This is a genomic window from Nonomuraea sp. CA-143628 (assembly GCF_050942315.1).
In the GTDB taxonomy this organism is placed as follows: domain Bacteria; phylum Actinomycetota; class Actinomycetes; order Streptosporangiales; family Streptosporangiaceae; genus Nonomuraea.
Genome location: NZ_CP192072.1, coordinates 1,340,973 through 1,358,645 on the forward strand (window position 1 = coordinate 1,340,973; position 17,673 = coordinate 1,358,645).

The following is a 17,673-nucleotide window of genomic DNA, read 5'->3' on the forward strand; positions in this document are numbered from 1 at the left end:
ACCTCGTCCGGGCCTCCGCCGCAGGGCAAGTGCGGCGGCGGCCCGGACGAGGAGCGCGGGTTACTCACACAGATGGACGCTGCCCGGATCGAAGCCGGCCGCTTCCGGCATGGACAGGTTCCAGGGGTTGCCGGCCTGTCCGGATCCGGTGCAGGCACCGTAGGAGCTGTCCCACGCGCCGCCGTTCCTCGGCGCCCGGGTGAACATCCCGAAGTCCCCCTTGACGGCCGGTGCGGCGCTGCCGGTCGGCTGCCCGGTCAGGTCGATCGCCTGGCCGTTGTGGTAGAGGTACTGGTCGGGCATGTAGCTGGAGCGCAGCACCGGGTTGCCGCCGTTCTGCCGGACCTGCCCGTCGGCACAGACCTTGAAGTCCAGTTGCTGCCAGATCGGCGGCGCGTTGTTGAAGATGGAACCGAGCGCCTCCGTCGCCCCCGAGGTGGCGAAGAACATGTTGTACACCTCGATCGCCACCTGCTGCACCTCGGCCGGCATGCGCTGGTCGGTGGACACGCGCGCCAGCCACGCAGCGGTTTCGTCGCCCACCTTCGACACGCCCAGCATGGGCCGGTAACCGATCAGGCCGCCGGAGACGGACTTGGCCGCCACGCATGTGCTGTTGTCGACGAGCGCGACCGGCTTGCCGGTGGCCAGGTAGGCGCGGCCGGGCAGGATGCCATCCGCGTTCGCCGTCGCGGTCCGGACCCTGCCGTCATGCTCGTTGAGGTCGGCGGTGCTGTAGGTGAGGTCGGGCGGGACGATGCCATAGTCGTCGTAGAAGGCCTGGAACATGTTCATCACGAACGCGGGAAGCACGGTGTCCCCGGTCCGGTCGTCGTAGTCGACGTACTGGCTGCCGTCCACGATGGTGCCGTCGTCCGCCTTGACGAAGGAGACGGTCACCTTCGCCCTGATCTTGTAACTGGTGTCGCGCGAGTCGAACCAGGAGGGCTTGGTCGAGCTGGTGGGCCGGTCGGTGTAGGGATTGGCGAAGTGGATCCAGTTGTCGATCCCCTTGCCGGGCGGATGGTCGACCGGATCGGTTCCGGCCTCGACGACCTGCTGGTGCCAGGCCTGCATGGCTGTTTTGATCTTCGGCATCACGCATGTGCGGCCCGGCCCCGAGTCGCACGTCGGGAACGCGGTCACGTCGCCGGAGGTCTTCAGCCCCCAGTTGTACAGGGCGTTGCGGCTGACCAACGGCGAGTTGATCCAGCTGAAGGTGGAGCTCGCGTCGATGTCCTGGTTCTCGTCGAACAGCGCGACCGCGTCCACGGTGTGCTCGGCGAAGGTGCCCTTGATGGGCCGGACCGCGACGGCGTCGAAGACGATGCTCTCGTCCCCTTCCGCCCCGTCGAGCGCCGTGCTCAACGTCACCTTGGGAACGCCGTCGAACATGAACGCCCCGAGCGACCTCCACTGGTTGGTATTGACCTGCTGGGAGATCGTCCGTTTCCGCACGCCGTTGGCGGTCTCGATCTCGTACGTCGCCTCCTTGGTGTAGCCGTAGTGATCCGGCAGGTGGACGAGGACCTGGGCCGGCTGGCTGAGCGACTTGCCCAGCGTCCAGGTGCCCTTGATCCGCATCGTGCTCCGGCCCGGGTCACGGGTGTGGCCGAAGTAGTAGTGCCCGGCGTAGCCGCCGCCGATCTGGTGCAGGTCGATCTTCGAGGGATAGTGCCCCTGCCCGTCGTCGGCGAAGGTGAAGGCGAAACTCCCGTTATTGGTGCCGGTGGTCCCGCAGCGAGGTGTAGGTGTCCCGCCGGGGATGCTGTCGATGACGAGGGAGCCGGCGGGCAGACCTGTCGCGCTGCACGCGGGCGGATAGGCAGTTCCGTTGTCCTGGTAGGCGTAGCCGGGATCGAAGCGGAGTATCTCGTTGCCGCAACTGTAGGAACAGTCGCTCTTCCAGGTCGCGGGCTGGTGGAACCAGCAGCGCAGGTCGCTCTGGCTGCACGGTCCGTCGGGCTCGTTGAGATTGTTGGGGAACTTCTCGCCCGGATAACAGGCGTTGGAGCTGTTGCAGAACAGCTCACGCGGCGGTTTGACGTTGCGCCTGTTCTGCGGGGCAGTGGTGTCGGTACCGTTCCACCAAGCGGGACGGAAACCCGACACGTAGGTGTTGGGCGACTCCAACGCCTCGATGGGGTGCCCGGCCCAGCCCAGCACCTTCTCCGGGTACGGCCAGTACTGGGGGGTCTTGGCGTCGGTGTATCCGCTTTCCAGGAACGGCGCCCGGTCCGCCGGATAGCGCGGGTTGATCGGGTTGTTCGCCCATCCGACGCCCCAGAAGCCGTCACCCTGGTCGGTGTAGAAGCCGCTGTTGTAGGCCCAGAGCGCGAAGAACCAGTTCTCCATCTTCGACGGATCCCCGTTGTTGATCTTCATGCCGGCACTGGCGGTCTGGTTCCACTTCTGCTCGAGGATCTGTACGCCGGCCGCGATGTTCGTGGCGAAGTCCAGCGCGATCGCCCGCTGCTGGTCGTACGGCTTCGTCGACTGCCCCTTGCCGGGCAGCCGCATCCCGTCGGTCACCTGGGTGACGCCGTAGCCGCAGTCCGCCTTGTCCCAGTGCACATCCCAGTCGTCATCGGGGCTGGAGTTGTAGATCGCCAGACCGTAGTAGTTGCCGATGAGGGGATTTCCGGTCTCGCCGGGGACGACCAGGCGCGTGGCCTGCCACATGTTGGACTCCTGGGCGGTCACACCGAGCATGACCTGCGCTGGGATATAGCCGCCCCCCACCAGACCAGGTCGCGGGAACAGCCCTTGCGGGGTGTACGCGGGCATCCCGAGATTGTTCCAGTTCTGCGGCCGGGTGAAGTTCGCGAGCGCGCCTCGGACGGCCTGGTCCACCGCCCATTCGACCTGCCGCGGCTTCGGCTGCAGTGCCTGGTTGCGGGGATCGTTACGGGGAACCGAGCACGTCCGTTCGCCCTCGACCGGATCACTTGAGGAGCCGCTCTCCGCGGTGACCTTCGAGGACGGCTTCGCAGGCTTCAAGGCTGGACTTGCTTCGCGGCCCGCGGCGGGTTCGGGGGAAGTCGGGTGGGCGGTGTCGATCGTGAAGTCAACGGTCTTGCCCGTGGCCGTCACTCGCATGGCCACGTTGACCGGTCTCGGAGCCGCAGGCGAGGAGACCGCCGCGCGCGGGTCGGTGCTACCGGCCCAGTCGACGGAGGTGAGGGCGGCGCGCCCCTGGGTGGAGACCTGCGCCCCCGCTGAGGCGTCGAGCCTTGCGACGGAGGAGGAAAGTGGCGCGGTGGTGGCGACGTCACCGGTCAGGAACACCCGCCCCTCGGAGCCGGTGGAGATGCCGACCGACCCCCATTTCCCCGTGGCCAGGTCCGTGATCTCGGCAGGCTTCACGGCCCGAGGCTGGGAAGGGACAACGGTACGCCGGACCACCGCGGCGTCCTTGTCGTGGTCCATGAACACCACACCGCCGCCGGCGTCCACATGAAGCCGTAACGGGACGTCCCGGGTACGGAGCAAGGGAACGCGCTTCCCCTTGTCCGTCACCATGACCAGCCGCCTGCCGTCGGCGGCCACCACCCCGCCCTGGACCGGGACTGGAGAGGTCACCTGCCCCGCCAACTCCAGCGGAGCGCCCACCAGGCCCTTGCCGGCGTCGACCCGCATCAGCCGGGTCCTGCCCCGAGTCTTCGTCTGGTCCTGCACGCCTTCCTGGATGAGTACGGCAGACTCCCCGGTTCCGCATCCGGGGTTGAAGTAGGCCAGGGACGTCTGCACCGGCAGCTTCCGTACGCTGCCGCTGACCAGGTCGACCACGGCCGTGAAGCCGCCCTTCGCCGAGAGCTCTTCTTTGTTGGTGAAGGTCCGTGGGGCGTAGACGACGACGATCCGCCGCCCTCCACCCGTCAGACAGGCGTTGCCGATCCACTGATCCGCCTCGAAGCCCGGCTCGGACAGTGTGGCGACGGTGCGCCAGGCATACCCGTCCTTCTCCTCGGCGACCAGGACGTGCAGGCCATCGCCGTCCCCGGAGGTCGCCCAGATCAGATCGCCCGACCGCTGCCACCCGTTGCCCAGCAGGCCATCTCGCTGACGGGCATCCACCACGGCCGGGCCGCCGCCGGGATGGCGGGGCGCGGCGATGTCAGCCTCGGGACCGGGTGGTTCGGCGGCGGAAGCGGGGGCCGCCAGAAGTGAGCAGATGAGACTTGCGATGAAAAGTAAGACCCAGCGCCGATGCGCTCTCATTCGTGACCCCTCTTTGCTTGCGGGGAAGTGGCACTTTCACGCACGCGGGCCTGCCGGCTCGCCGTCGGTTTGACCGGCGAGCCGGCAGGCTGCCATGGAGTACGCCCGATATGTCGCGGCTCGGGTGGCCGGTGGGCTTCTCAGAGGGAGAAGGCGGCTGTCATGCCACTGAGCCGATCAGTGGGCAGCGATGATGGACTTGGCGTTCGAGACCCACGTGTTGAAGATCGACAGGGCGGTGGTGAGCTCGGACCGGTGCGCATCGAGCAGTTGCTTCTGGTAGGCGGTCTCCACGGCCTTGTAGTGGCCGACCAGATTGATCGCCTGCTCGCAGGCCGCGTCCGCCGCGGCGACACTCTTCTCCTCGGTGCCGGCCACGGTCGTGGCAGTGCGCTCACCCCACCGGGAGTCGTTCTGGGCATCGAAGGGAGTGTCGTACTGGAAGCCGCGTCCGGCCATGCAGGCGCTCCAAGAGGCGAACACGGCCTGCATGCGGCTGTCGCGCATCGCCGACGACATCGCCTCTCCCGCGAGCATCCGCGGATCCACCGGCAGGACCGTCGCGCTGCCCTTCAGCTGCGTGTCTCCCACGGCCGCGCAACCGCCCGCGGGCACGGCCGTACCGGCGGCCGTTTGGTCTTCACCACCGAGGTACGCGCGCAACGCGTCCGAGCTCGGGCTCACCGCCTGACTGGCGTTCGTATCGCTAGACCTGTCGATAAAGGTGGAGGGATATCCAGATTGGGCAACGTCCGCCGGCGGCAGGTAGCCGAGCGGGTCCATGTCCTTGTCCTCGGTCAAGGCGCCGAGCGTGGTGGGCGTCCAATCGGTGAACCCCAGCGAGTGCATGCAGTCGGTCGCCTTCAACTCGCCGGCCTTGTCGAGCAGCGCGATGTCGCTGAGCGAGGTCATCACCGGGTCCAGGGGCATCGCCATCGGTGTCCGGCTGGTCACCACAGGGATGGCGCCGAGTGTCGGCTCAGGGAGCGGGTCGGCCGTCGGCGGCCCGTCGGACGGATCGGGCGTCGTGGGGGTGTCCAGCGTCGGCCCGCCGGAGCTCGCGACCGGAGCCGGCGTGTGACCGGCGGCCGGCCCGCCCCCGTCGGCGACTGCCATGGTGGCGCCGCCGCCGACGACGAGAACCGCCGCGCTGAGCGCCGCGACGACCGCGGCCTGCTTCCTCCGCCTGGCTGAAACGACATTCTCGCGGTTGATCGAGTGCATGATGGACGACCCCCTAATGCCAGGTGCAGACGTAGTTGCCGCTGATGAGAATGTAGGTGAGGTTGCACGGCCCGCGATCTTGGTTGTACAGGTAGACGTTGTAGAGGTTCATTTTGGCGGGGTTTACGGCAAGAATGCTTTGGCGGGCGTTCCCGCTGCATCCGGCCCTGTTGATCAGGGCCCATCCGTATCGGCTGTCAAGGTGTCGCTCCTTCCACTCCTGCGTGGTGTAGGCGACGTTTCCCTTCGCGGTAGGCCATTGCGTCAACCCGTTGCCGCAGCTGTTATAAGCGGTCAGCAGTAACCAGCTGTGATAGTTGTACTCGACGTAATACCGGTCGCTGAGTCTCATGTCGTACCAGTACTGCGTGGAGGTACCGTTCCGTGGCCATTGGCCGACCAGGCCTCCTTTCGCTAAAGAGGAGTAGTACACCTCCAAGTAGTTCCCGGTCTGCGCGTTCTTCCAAGAGATCTTTCCGTTCGCGTGCGCCGCGAGCGCGGGGACCGCGCTGAAGGCCAGCGTCGCCCCGGCCGAGACCATTGCCGCCTTACGTATCCATCGCGCGGCCTTTGAGATGGCTGATGGTTCGCCTGGTTTCATATTTCCTCCCGTTTCCTGGTCGCGCCTTCGTGGGAATTCACCCGCTGATCCACTCGGTGGAACGCTATGGCGCTTCTCAGCGCGACGCTTGCGCCGGGATTGCATGCGGCAAGCACCATGATGAACGGCAGGTAGTCGCGGCTGCCTGGTGAAAACGCCCGCAGAGGTGGATCTTGGACGCTAGATTCGCGACATGCATGCGCAATCAGCGATGTTGAGCAGTGAGGTGCCCTCTTCGTCAAGGATCATGGATTTCACGTTGCTCGAGACCGCGGCTGGTCCGCTCGTGGTCTGCGCCGACTCCAGATACGGAGGAGTGTGGACCTGGGATCCCCTGCGAGATGTGTGGCAGGAGCGGCCGCTGACCTTCGCCTGCACGGGGGATCCGCAGGCCGCCCAATATCCCGATGCCGAGAACGACATTCATTCGGTGGCCGCGGTCGTGTCCGGTGGCCGCGTGGTCCTGGCGGCGGGAGGCGACGAACAGGGGTTCGCCTTCTGGGACTTGGAGAGCGGCGAACTGATCCGGGGAGCACATTTCGACGACCCCTACCTTGCGGCCATCACCGAGGTGCGGGGGGAGGGACCGCCGCTGTTCGTGACCGCCACGCAGTACGCGGAGGAGATCCTGCTGTGGGGACCGTCCGCGGAGGAGCCTGTGGAGCTGCCCAACGAGATCGGCCGCATCGCCTGCCTCACGGCGTCCTACGGCCTCGGCTTCTCGCTGGCGGCGGCGGGCGGGATGGACGAGGGGCTGATGGTGTGGGATCTGCCGGCGGGCGGGGAAGTGGGGTCGTTCGACACCGACGAGAAACGCGTACTGGCCGTCTCGCTGGCGAGGCTCGCGGGTGACCCGATCCTGGTGGCGGGGGTCGAGGACGAGATCCATGTGTGGGGTCTGGCCGCCGAGCATGGGGATGATCCCATCCACGACCCGCTGATCGGCCATGAGGACGCCGTCGTCGCCCTGGACACGGCCGTGATCGGCGATCGTGTCCTGGCGGTGAGCGGGGGCGACGACGAGACGGTGCGCCTGTGGGACCTGGCGACCGGCACGCAGCTCGGCGATCCGCTGACCGGCCATGAGGGAAGCGTCGAAACGGTCCAGACCGCCATCCTCAATGGGCGGCACGTCGCCCTGAGCGCGGGTCGGGACAGCAGAATCAATATCTGGGACCTGCAAGCCATAACGAGGTAGAGGGCCCACCTGGATCTGCCGTCAGGCTCGTTCGGCGGCCTGGCGGGTCCGGCATCCGGCGGACCCGGTTGTCCGCCCGCTGCCCTGTCCTTCTCCTTCTGGTGGAACCGCCCCCGAACCCAGACCCGCTGACGGCACCTGCCCGATCACGATCCGGATCCCGGCACGGTCAGCCGCGTGTGTCGACCGGAACGTCCAGCGAGAGGTACGCCGACAGAGCGCGGAGAAAGTCCGGGGCGTCGAACACCGCGCCCGCGGAGACGACGCCGGTGGCCTTGGTCCGGCCGGTGAGGATGCGGTCGACGGCCTCCACCGCGAGCGGCGCGGTGATGGCGTATATGTCCTGACCGGAGGCGACCACACGGCGCTCCATACCGCCGGAGCGAACGAGGACGTCGACGACGAAGGTCTGCGCGGAGCGGCCGCGCTCGTCGACGGCGACCGGTGCCGAGGCGTCAGGAGCGAACAGGTCCGCGGCCGCCTTGGCGGTCATATAGGTACGCACCTCCGGGACGGCCAGGTGGCTGGGAATGGTGACGACGTCGGCCATGGTGAACTCTCCGATGACGTTCTGGGGACCGAGCGGAGCCGGGAAGGTCCACTCCAGGGTCGGCAGAGCGTCATCGTGGTACTCCAGCTGTCCGCCGGTGTAGCGGACACGTCGGCCACCTCGTCGCTGCCCCGAGACCGCGCCCGCGGCAAGTGTTCCGGCGGTGGGGTGCCAACTGCTCAGGCCGTAGGCCACGTGTACCTCGTCCGCCGCCGTCCAGTCGCCCATCGCGGTGGTGACCAACAGGTCGCCGAGGCCGCCGTAGAAGGCCATTGCCGGGACCACCACGGCGCCCGCCTCGCGGGCACGCTCCGCGAAGCGCGCGAACGTGTCGACGTTCGCCTCGATCTCGGCCGCCACATCGACGTACGGGATGCCGGCCCGCAGCGCCGCCTCGACCAGCGGACCGCCGGTCGTGGCGAAGGGCCCGGCGCAGTTGATCACGGCGTCGGCGCCGTGCAGCGCGCGGTCGAGCGAGGCCGGATCGTCGACCGACGCCTGCCGCGCCTCAAGACCCGATTGAGCCATCGCCTGCAGCTTGTCCTGGTCACGGCCGAGAAGCAGGGGTACGTATCCGCGCTCGCGCAACTCTGCGACCACGAACCGCCCGGTGTGTCCGTAGGCACCGAACACCGCCACATTCCGACCCGATCCCATGTCTGCTCCCTCATGCTCGAAGTGATCCACGGGGAAAATCCTGTCCGGATTGCCCCATCGGCACCAGCGTCCGAAACGACACGACCCGTACAATTCCCGACATGAGCCCCTTCCCGCGTTCCGTCGCGGTCGCCGCTACCGACGGGATGCTGCACTTCGAGCTGGCCCTGGCCTACGAGGTCTTCGGCTCCGCCCCTGACGCCGTACCGGGTCCCTGGTACGACGTCCGGATCTGCGGCACGCACGCCGTCCGGGTCGGCCGGTTCTCGGTGGAGCCGGACGGCGGGCTCGACCGGCTGGCGCACGCCGACACCGTGATCGTCCCCGCCTTGGCGGACGTCGACGAGGACCCGCCGGCCGACCTGGTCGAGGCGGTGCGCGCGGCCCATGAGGCGGGCGCGCGGGTGGTCTCCCTGTGTACGGGCGTGTTCGTGCTGGCCGCCGCCGGCCTGTTGGACGGGCTGCGCGCGACCACGCACTGGGCCCATACCGACGTACTGGCCGCGCGCTTTCCCCTGGTGGAGGTCGACCCGGACGTGCTGTACGTCGACAACGGCAGCGTGCTCACGTCCGCGGGCAAGGCCGCGGCGATGGACCTGTGCCTGCATCTGGTCCGCCGCGACCACGGCTCGGTGATCGCCAACGTGGTCGCCCGCCGCCTGGTCGTGCCGCCCCACCGGGCCGGTGGCCAGGCCCAGTTCGTCACCACACCCGTGCCCGACCAGGACGGCCATCCCCTGGCCGAACTGCTCACCTGGGTGATGCGGCGGCTGGACCAGCCCCTCACCGTGGAGGACCTGGCCCGCCAGGCGAACATGAGCTCGCGCCACCTGGCCCGCCACTTCCGCTCAGTAACCGGGACCACCCCGCTGCAATGGCTGCTGACGCAGCGGATCCGTCGCGCGCAGGAGCTGCTGGAGATCACGGACGACAGCGTCGACGTCATCGCCTCGGCGGCGGGCATGGGCACGGCGACGACACTGCGCCGCCACTTCCACCGAGCGATCGGCGTACCGCCGGATGCCTACCGCCGCACGTTCCGGGCGTGAGGCTGGTCGAGGTCATTGATGTCCATGAGAAGCAGTTGCCGGCTCCACGGGGTCTCGGCCAGGAGCCCGGACCTCATCAGCGTGAACCCGGTCCTCTCGCTACTATGCCCGGCGTGAGCGATGACCCTTCTGCGATGAGCACCGGGCGCCTGGAGGCGTTCAGCGACGGCGTGTTCGCCATCGCGATCACCTTGCTGGTGCTCGAGATCCGGCTGCCCGAAGGCTGGGAAGAGGACCTCGGGGGCGCGCTGCTAGGACTGTGGCCGTCCTACCTGGCCTATGTGATCACGTTCCTGCTGGTGGGGTTGATCTGGATGAACCACCATCGGATGTTCCACTTCATCCGCAGGACTGACGGCACACTGCTGACCCTCAATGTGCTCCTCCTGATGGATGTCGCCTTTCTGCCGTTTCCCACGCATGTGCTGGCCGAGGCGTTGCGCGCCGAACACGGCACCCAGATGGCCGCCGTCTTCTATGGAATCGCGCTGGTGATCGGCGGCATTTTCTACAACGCCGTGTGGTGGTACGCCTCGTTAGGACACCGCCATCTCGGCGGGCACATCACCCCAGCGGAGGCTCGCTCGTTGCGATTTCGCTGGGGCATGGGGCCGGTGCTCTATCTCGCCGCTACCGTCATCGGCGCGTTCAGCGCGATAGGCGCGCTCGTGTTCTACGTGGTGCTGCTCATCATCTATATGTTCGACATGCGCCCCAGGCGAAAGGCCGTGTAATACCACGTTCCGCGCCCTTACTGTGCGGGCGGCGCCGTGCGTCAGTGCTTCGCGGCGCAGTCGTAGAGGGTGGTGCCGCCTCCCGTCATTGGACTGCTCGGTGTGGAGGCGGTGGGATTTTCCCCGTACGCGGCGGCGGGGACTTCTCCGCAGTTCTCTTTCAGCCATTGCGAGCGGTGCGTGCTCGCCCCGCCCATCATGGCGCCGAAGCCGCCCCGACCGGAGCCCAGGACGAAGCGTAGCTGCCCCGAACTCGTCCAGTCCTTCAGCTGCTGGACGGTCGGGGCGTCGTCGATGCCGATGAAGCCGCCCATGCCGATGACCGTGGCGTCGCTGTTCAGGATGAAAGTGGAGGCGAACATGGCGCCGCCCTCGGTGGCGAGTTTGATCCGGGCGGAGCCGGAGTTCTTGACGGCATAGTCCAGGATCTTGCGCTGGTCGGGGGTTAGCTCGGCGCCGCTGCCGGGGAATCCGGATGGCATGCCACCGTTCCCGCCGGGAAATCCACCAGGAAATCCTTCGGGGAGCTGCATCCCTTGCGGGAGCTCCATGCCTTCCGGGAGCTTCGTGCCTGGCGGGAGTTGCATTCCTTCTGGGAGTTCGAAGCCGCCCTGGGCCGGGCCCCCTCCGCCTGCCCCTTGGCCGAACGGCATGGTCGGCGGCCCCGCGGTGGGGTTGGCGCCGCCCATCATCGACGTGGAGCCGGGGACACTGACCGCCCAGGCCGCAGGCCCCGAAAGCACCGCCAGGACCGCGACGCCGACGGCGGCGGGCAGAAGCTGTGGCCGCCCGGCGGGCAACAGTCGTCGCCGACCCGCCAGCAGGAGCAGGACGATCCCCGCCACCCCGGCCGCGCCCACCAGCCACGCCACCCAGCCGTTCCAGGACGGCACCCGCCCGATCACGACATAGGCCCAGGCCGTGGTCACCGCCACGGTCCCTGCTCCCAGCGGGAGTGCCCAGCGAGCCCCCGCCCGGTGGGCACGGGCCAGCGTCGTGGCGAACCCGGCGGTGACGGCGGCGACCGCCGGGGCCAGCTGAGTCGTGTAGTACGGGTGAAAGATCCCCTTCTGAGTGGCGAACACCAGACCGCAGACCACCAGCCAGGTACCCCACAGCACCCACCCGGCCGCGGCGAGCGGCTCACCGGGCATCGTGACTCCGCGCCAGCGCAGGACAGCGACGGCCAGGGCCAGCACCAACGCCAGCCCGCACAACGGCAGCAGCCAGCTGATCTGCCCACCGACCTGCTCGTTGAAGAGCCGTCCCAGCCCGGCCGCTCCACCGAAGGAGATGCTGAACCCGCCCTCGCCGCCGAAGATCCGCCCGAGGCCGTTGTAGCCGACGACCAGGTCCCAGGCGCCGCCGTCAGTGCTGCCGCCGATGTACGGCCGATTCCCCGGCCAGAACGCGACCATGGCGACCCACCACAGAGAGGACACCACAAGGACGACGCCACCGATCAGCAGCTTGCCGAGCCGCCCGAGCCAGGGGCCGCGCGCGCCGACCAGCCAGGCCGCCCCAAAAGCGGGGATCACCATCCAGGCGGCCAGCATCTTGGTCATGAAGCCGAGACCGATCAGGAACCCGGCGGCGCACAACCACCTCAGGCCGGAGGTTGCCCGCAAGGCGCGGGTCAAAAAGTATGCCGCCGCCACCAGCGTCAGCACGAGCAGAGTGTCAGGGTTGTTGTCGCGGTTGATCGCCACCGTGATCGGGGTCAGCGTCAGAACCAGCGCGGCCAGCAGCCCCGCCGCCTCGCCCGCCCACAGGCGTACGGTCCGGTGCAGGAGGAACACCGTGGCGATGCCCTCCAATACCTGAGGCAGGATCATCGCCCAGCCGTGCAGGCCGAAGATCTTGGTACTGAGCACCTGCGGCCACAGCGCCGCCGGCGGCTTGTCGACGGTGATCACGCCCGCTGGGTCGTACGCGCCGAACAGGAAGTTCGTCCAGCTCTGCCCCATCGACTTCACGGCGGCGGAGTAGTAGCTGTTGCCCCAACCGAGGGAACCCAGCGCCCAGCCGTACAGACCGGCGGCCAGGAGCAGGATCACCGCGAGCGCGGCCGGAGCCGCCCATCGGGGGGTGGATGGCGGAGTCATCTCGTACGTCACTCTCTAGAGGGGGGTGGTGCGGCGGAAGACGGCCAGCCGCAGCACCACGAAGCGGACGACGGTGACCAGCACGGACGAGGCGGTGAGCACCAGCGTCTCGGCCGCGGCCGACGCCTCGGGCTGGACCTCGCGGAACAGCAGCACGGCGGCGGAGGTGACGACGTACCCGAGCAGGAACAAGGCACCGGCCCCCAGGTGCGCCCGGCCGGCCCCCGTACCGGACCAGCGGAAGGTGAGACGGCGGTTGGCCTCGGTGTTGAGGAGGGTGAGGACGAGCAGCGACACCAGGTTCGCGAGCACGGGCGGCCACCACGCGCGCAGCAGCCAGTACAGCAGGGCCTGACCGGCCGTCGAGAGCACACCGATGGCCACGAAGCAGCCGACCTCCCAGGTGATCCGGGAGCGCGCCCTGCTGGGGGCCAACACGGCGTCAGGGTGCTCGGCGGCGGGGGCGGGGCGGCTCGGCAACGGGGCCCGCGCGGCGCCCGACGCCTTCATCCGGGCCACCCGCCACAGCCCGCGCAGGTCGTCCGTGGCGGTGTTGACGACGTCGACCCGCGTGTCCACGTCCTCGACCCAGTCGACCGGGACCTCGTGGATGCGCAGCCCGTTGTGTTCGGCGAGCAGCAGCAGCTCGGTGTCGAAGAACCAGGCGTCGTCCCGCGTTCTTTCGAGGAGCGGGCCGAGCACGTCCGTACGGGCGGCCTTGAAGCCGCACTGCGCGTCGCTGAACCGGGCTCCGTGCGTGAGCCGGATGATCGCGTTGTAGCAGCGGGAGATCAGCTCGCGGCGCGGTCCGCGCACGGTACGCGCGCCGGGAGCCAGCCGGCTGCCGATGGCGAGATCGGAGTGGCCGCTGGCGAGCGGGGCGAGCAGCGGCATCAGCGCGTCCAGGCGCGTGGACAGGTCGACGTCCATGTAGACGACGATGTCGGCTTCGCTCGCACCCCACGCCGTACGCAGCGCGAGCCCGCGCCCTTTCCTGTCGAGGTGGACCACCTGCGTTCCGGGCAGTTCGGCGGCCAGTTCCCGGGCCACCTCCAGCGTTCGGTCAACGCTCGCGTTGTCCGCCACGGTGATCCGCCAGGGGAACGGCATCCACGCACTGAGGTGCTCGTGGAGGGTACGCAGGCATCCCGGGAGCGCCCGCTCCTCGTTGTAGACGGGGATGACGATCTCGACCGTGGGATTCGGCAGCATCGAGGGCTGGAAGTCGCGGAGGGCGCCCCGGCCGCGGGCAGTGTTGGTCATCGTTGTCCCCGGATGGCGGGCTCCACCGGGGTCTCGGCGATGGGCGGTACGGCGGATCGCGTCGCGCGCTTGGCCCGGATCCTCTCCTTCCGGCTCTCGACCATGGTGTACAGGGTCGGCACCAGGACGAGCGTCAGCAGCGTCGAGCTGATCAGACCGCCGATCACCACGATCGCGAGCGGCTTGGAGATGAACCCGCCACCGCCGGTGATGCCCAGAGCCATCGGCAGCAGGGCGAAGATCGTGGCCAGCGCCGTCATCAGGATGGGACGGAGCCTGTTGCGCCCGCCTTCCACGACGGCCTCATGCAGCGGCATCCCCTGACCTCGGTACTGGTTGATCAGGTCGAGCAGCACGATGGCGTTGGTGACCACGATGCCGACCAGCATCAGCAGGCCGATCATCGCCGCCAGCCCGAGCGAGGTGCCGGTGGTGAGCAGCAGGCCGATCGCGCCCGTGGCGGCGAACGGGATCGACACCAGGAGCAGCAGCGGCTGGATGAGGCTGCGGAAGGTGGCGACCATGACGAAGAACACCAGCGCGATGGCCGCCACCAGGGCCAGGCCGAGGCTGCCGAAGGCTTCGTCCTGGTCGGCGCTGGCACCGCCGACGGAGTAGGTGGCGCCGGCGGGCAGTGTCAGCTTGGCGAGCCGGCTGTCCAGGTCCGCGCTGATGGCGCCGAGGTTGGCGCCGGTGATCTTGCCGGAGACGGTGACGGTACGCTCCCCGTCGATTCGGCTGACCGAGACAGGTCCGTTGACCTGCTTGACCTCGGCCACATCGGCGAGGTCCCCCTTCCCCGGCAGGTCGAGCTTGCGCAGCTCGCCGAGCGAGACGGGCGCGTCGCCGGTGTCCACGACGACGTCGGCGGTGGTGCCGTCGAAGGTGAGCTGGGTGACCGTGCTGCCGCGGAACGCCTGGGACACCAGCTGGCCGACGGCAGCCTCGGACAGGCCGCGCTCGGCGGCTTCCTTGCGATCGACGGTGACCTCGACGCGCGGCGCGGTCTCGGCCAGGCCGCTGGTCACCTCGGTGACGCCGGGGATGGCCGCCATCGCCTGCTGGACGACTCGCGCCGCGTCGCTCAACGTGTCCTGCTCACCGGCGTGGACCTGTACCTCAAGTCCGTCGCCGCCGAATCCGCCGGTCTCGCCGATGCTGATCTCTCCGGCGTCGGACAGCTTGCCCAGCTGATCGCGCAGGGTGTTCTCCACGGCCGCGGTGTCGCTGCCCTCGCGCAGGGTGAGGGAGTAGCTGGCGCGGGCCGTACCGCCACCACCGCCACCCATGGGACCGGCGAACCCGACACCGCTCGCGCCACCCACGGTGACCTGGTACGACTTGACCGCGTCGAGGCCCGTCAGGACCTTCTCGACCTCCTTGGCCTTCGTGTCGGCCGCGGCCAGGGACGTGCCGACGGGCAGGTTCTGGGTGATGTTGACGGTGTTCTGTCCCGCGTTGTCGATGAAGCTGGTCTCCAGCCTGGGGACCAGGGCGAGGGTGCCGATGAGGATCGCCAGAGCGCCGGCGACCGTCGTGAGCCGGTGCCGGGTGGCGAAACGGATCACCGGCACGTAGGCGCGCTGGAGCAGGCTGCGGCGCTCCTTCTCCTCCGCCTTGTGCCGATCACCGCCGTCCTTGGGCGGCTTCAGGAACCAGTAGCTCAGCACCGGTACGACGGTCAGCGACACCAGCAGCGACGCGAGCAGCGCCACCGTGACGGTGATGGAGAACGGGCCGAACAGTTCGCCGACGAATCCGCCGACGAAGGCGATGGGCAGGAACACCGCGACGGTGGTGAGGGTGGAGGCGGTCACCGCGCCCGCGACCTCGCGTACGCCGTTCTCGATCGCCTGCCGTTTCTGCTCGCCGTAGGAGAGATGGCGTTTGATGTTCTCCAGGACCACGATCGAGTCGTCGACGACGCGGCCGATCGCGATGGTGAGGGCGCCGAGGGTGAGCATGTTGAGCGAGTAGTCCCAGGCCCACAGGGCGATCAGGGCGATCAGCACCGACAGGGGGATGGAGACGGCGGTGACCAGCGTGGAGCGCAGTGAGAACAGGAAGACCAGGATGATCAGTACGGCCATGGCCAGGCCCAGCAGGCCCTCGGTGGTCAGGCTCTCGATGGACTTCTCCACCTCCGGCGCCTGGTCGTAGACGATGGTGAGGGCGGCGTCCGTGCCGAGGGCGGTGGCGAGGGTGGGCAGCTTGGCGCGTACGTCCTCGGAGATCGACACCGCGTTGCCGCCGGGCTTCATGGTGATGGAGACGCCCAGGCTGGGCTTGCCGTCTGTTCGGGTGAGCGTGGTCGATTCGGCCAGGCCCAGCTTTACAGTGGCCACGTCGCCCAGGCGTACGGGCTTGGGCTTCTCGGCTTTCGTGGTGGTTGGGGTGGCTTGTGGGGAGCCCAGGCGCTGGTTTTGGTTTTGGGGCTGAGCCTGGGGCTGGGATGCCTGCGCGGCGGGGGCGAGGTAGAGGTCCTTGAGGTCCTTGATCGACTCGAACCTGCCGCCGACCTGGACGCTCAGCGTCGTGTCCGCGTGAGTGAGGGATCCGGCGGGAATCGGCTGGCCCGCGCCCTGGATGGCGGTGGAGATGGCGCTGGTGTCCAGCCCCTTCTTCTTCAGCTCATCGGTGTCGGGGGTGATGGTGATGACCTGATCCCGGGTGCCCGTGACGGAGGCCTCCTTGACCCCCTCGATGCCGGTGAGCGTCGGGACCACGTGGGTCTTCAACTGCTCGGCGAGCCGCTGCTGGGACTTGTCGGAAGCGGCGGCGAGCTGGATGACCGGCAGGTCGTCGGTACTACCCACGACCACCTTCGGCTCAACCCCGTCCGGCAGCCGGTCGGCCAGCCCGCTGACCACCTGCTGGATCTTGCTCTGCGCGTCGTCGATGTCGGTGCCGAAGTCGAAGGCCACCTGGACCGTCGAGCTGGACTCCCGCGAGGTCGAGTTCACCCCGGTGACGCCGGTGACCCCGCGTACCCCCTCCTCCAGCGGCACCGTGACCCGGTCCTCGACGATCTGCGGAGCGGCGCCGGCGTATGTCGCCATGACCGATACCTGGGGGAACGACAGGGAGGGCAGGAGTTGTTGCTGCAGCGCCGGGGTGACGTAAACGCCGAACGCGAGCACCACGACCGTGATGAGCGCGATGAGCCCCCGTTGGGCAAGGCTCAATCTAGCCAGAAACGACATCTTTCCACTTCTCTTCGCATGGGTGCGCGGGAACGGCTTGGGACCACTTCAAGCCTCGGTGCGTCGCTCTGGGCGGACGTCCGCCTGGAGGAGGGTTCTGAACTGCGGCGATCGCAGTAGACGCGGGCGCGGACTACTGCGTCCGCGGTTCCGGGGGATCAGCTTTTCTGCGGTTCTTGGGCGATCAGCGGACTTGGGGACGGACCAGACCGGTCTCGTACGCGATGATCACCAGCTGGGCGCGGTCGTGCGCCTTCAGCTTGGTCATGGCCCGGTTGACGTGCGTCTTGGCGGTCACCCGGCTGATCCCCAGCAGATCGGCGATCTCGTCGTTGGTACGCCCGTGAGCCACGAGCACCATCACCTCACGTTCGCGCTCGGTGAGCACAGCCAGGTCTTCCGGCACATGCTGGGCCGAGACACCGCGCCCGTCCAGGAAGCGGGTGATCAGCCGCCGGGTCGCCAACGGCGACAGCAGCGCGTCACCCCTGGCCACCACCCTGATGGCCTCCTGCAGCTCACCGGCCTCCACACTCTTGCCGAGAAACCCGCTGGCACCCGCCTGCAGCGCGGCGAAGACGTACTCGTCGATCTCGAACGTGGTCAGGACCAGCACCCGTATTCCGGCCGTGGCCGCATCGCCGGTGATCTCCCTCGTCGCGGCCAGACCATCCATTCCGGGCATGCGGATGTCCATCAGCACCACGTCGGCCATGGTCTCCCGCGCCAGCCGTACGGCGTCATGACCGTTGGCAGCCTCGCCGACCACCGTCAGGTCTGGGGCCGAGTCGATCAGCACCCGAAACCCGGCACGGACCAGCGCCTGGTCGTCGGCCAGCAGCACTTTGACGGTCATGACCTGTTCTTC

11 protein-coding genes are annotated in these 17,673 nt (G+C 68.3%); 3 read left to right on the plus strand and 8 right to left on the minus strand.

Features of this window, described 5'->3' with window-relative positions:
* Window positions 1-60: 60 nt before the first annotated feature.
* The 3 genes from ACQP2T_RS06335 to ACQP2T_RS06345 all read right to left on the minus strand — a co-directional run bounded on the left by ACQP2T_RS06335 (window position 61) and on the right by ACQP2T_RS06345 (window position 6,046).
* Entirely contained in the window at window positions 61-4,221 is a 4,161-nt protein-coding gene (locus tag ACQP2T_RS06335) for a hypothetical protein (protein WP_433515257.1), read from the minus strand.
* 177 nt (window positions 4,222-4,398) lie between these two features.
* Window positions 4,399-5,445, minus strand: coding sequence for a hypothetical protein (locus tag ACQP2T_RS06340; protein WP_433515258.1), 1,047 nt, complete (start codon window positions 5,443-5,445; stop codon window positions 4,399-4,401).
* Window positions 5,446-5,458: 13 nt separating this feature from the next.
* Window positions 5,459-6,046: an RICIN domain-containing protein gene (locus tag ACQP2T_RS06345; protein ID WP_433515259.1), complete on the minus strand. Its 588-nt coding sequence runs from the start codon at window positions 6,044-6,046 to the stop codon at window positions 5,459-5,461.
* Window positions 6,047-6,293: 247 nt separating this feature from the next.
* Here ACQP2T_RS06345 and ACQP2T_RS06350 point away from each other — a divergent pair, with 247 nt between their 5' ends.
* Window positions 6,294-7,244, plus strand: a complete 951-nt coding sequence (locus ACQP2T_RS06350; protein WP_433515260.1) for a WD40 repeat domain-containing protein — start codon at window positions 6,294-6,296, stop codon at window positions 7,242-7,244.
* Between the two features lie 169 nt (window positions 7,245-7,413).
* Here ACQP2T_RS06350 and ACQP2T_RS06355 read toward each other — a convergent pair whose 3' ends face one another.
* Window positions 7,414-8,451 carry a saccharopine dehydrogenase family protein gene (locus tag ACQP2T_RS06355; protein ID WP_433515261.1) on the minus strand — a complete coding sequence of 346 codons (1,038 nt, stop codon included), beginning with the start codon at window positions 8,449-8,451 and terminating at the stop codon, window positions 7,414-7,416.
* A 101-nt stretch (window positions 8,452-8,552) separates the two neighbouring features.
* Here ACQP2T_RS06355 and ACQP2T_RS06360 point away from each other — a divergent pair, with 101 nt between their 5' ends.
* Together ACQP2T_RS06360 and ACQP2T_RS06365 are read left to right on the plus strand one after the other, a co-directional pair.
* Window positions 8,553-9,500 carry a helix-turn-helix domain-containing protein gene (locus tag ACQP2T_RS06360; protein WP_433515262.1) on the plus strand — a complete coding sequence of 316 codons (948 nt, stop codon included), beginning with the start codon at window positions 8,553-8,555 and terminating at the stop codon, window positions 9,498-9,500.
* Between the two features lie 113 nt (window positions 9,501-9,613).
* Complete coding sequence (locus ACQP2T_RS06365) at window positions 9,614-10,234, plus strand: TMEM175 family protein (RefSeq protein ID WP_433515263.1); 621 nt, start codon at window positions 9,614-9,616, stop codon at window positions 10,232-10,234.
* A 41-nt stretch (window positions 10,235-10,275) separates the two neighbouring features.
* Here the strand turns inward: ACQP2T_RS06365 and ACQP2T_RS06370 are convergent, their stop codons facing one another.
* From ACQP2T_RS06370 to ACQP2T_RS06385, 4 genes are all read right to left on the minus strand, one after another.
* Window positions 10,276-12,339 (minus strand): ArnT family glycosyltransferase, encoded by a 2,064-nt coding sequence (locus ACQP2T_RS06370; protein WP_433515264.1) that lies wholly within the window; start codon window positions 12,337-12,339, stop codon window positions 10,276-10,278.
* Between the two features lie 15 nt (window positions 12,340-12,354).
* Entirely contained in the window at window positions 12,355-13,602 is a 1,248-nt protein-coding gene (locus ACQP2T_RS06375) for a glycosyltransferase (protein WP_433515265.1), read from the minus strand.
* Window positions 13,599-16,805 carry an efflux RND transporter permease subunit gene (locus ACQP2T_RS06380; RefSeq protein WP_433515266.1) on the minus strand — a complete coding sequence of 1,069 codons (3,207 nt, stop codon included), beginning with the start codon at window positions 16,803-16,805 and terminating at the stop codon, window positions 13,599-13,601. The genes ACQP2T_RS06375 and ACQP2T_RS06380 overlap by 4 nt, the downstream gene beginning before the upstream one ends.
* 184 nt (window positions 16,806-16,989) lie before the next feature.
* The gene (locus tag ACQP2T_RS06385; protein ID WP_433519718.1) at window positions 16,990-17,661 is read right to left on the minus strand and encodes a response regulator transcription factor; all 672 of its coding nucleotides are present in this window, start codon (window positions 17,659-17,661) and stop codon (window positions 16,990-16,992) included.
* Window positions 17,662-17,673 lie beyond the last annotated feature (12 nt).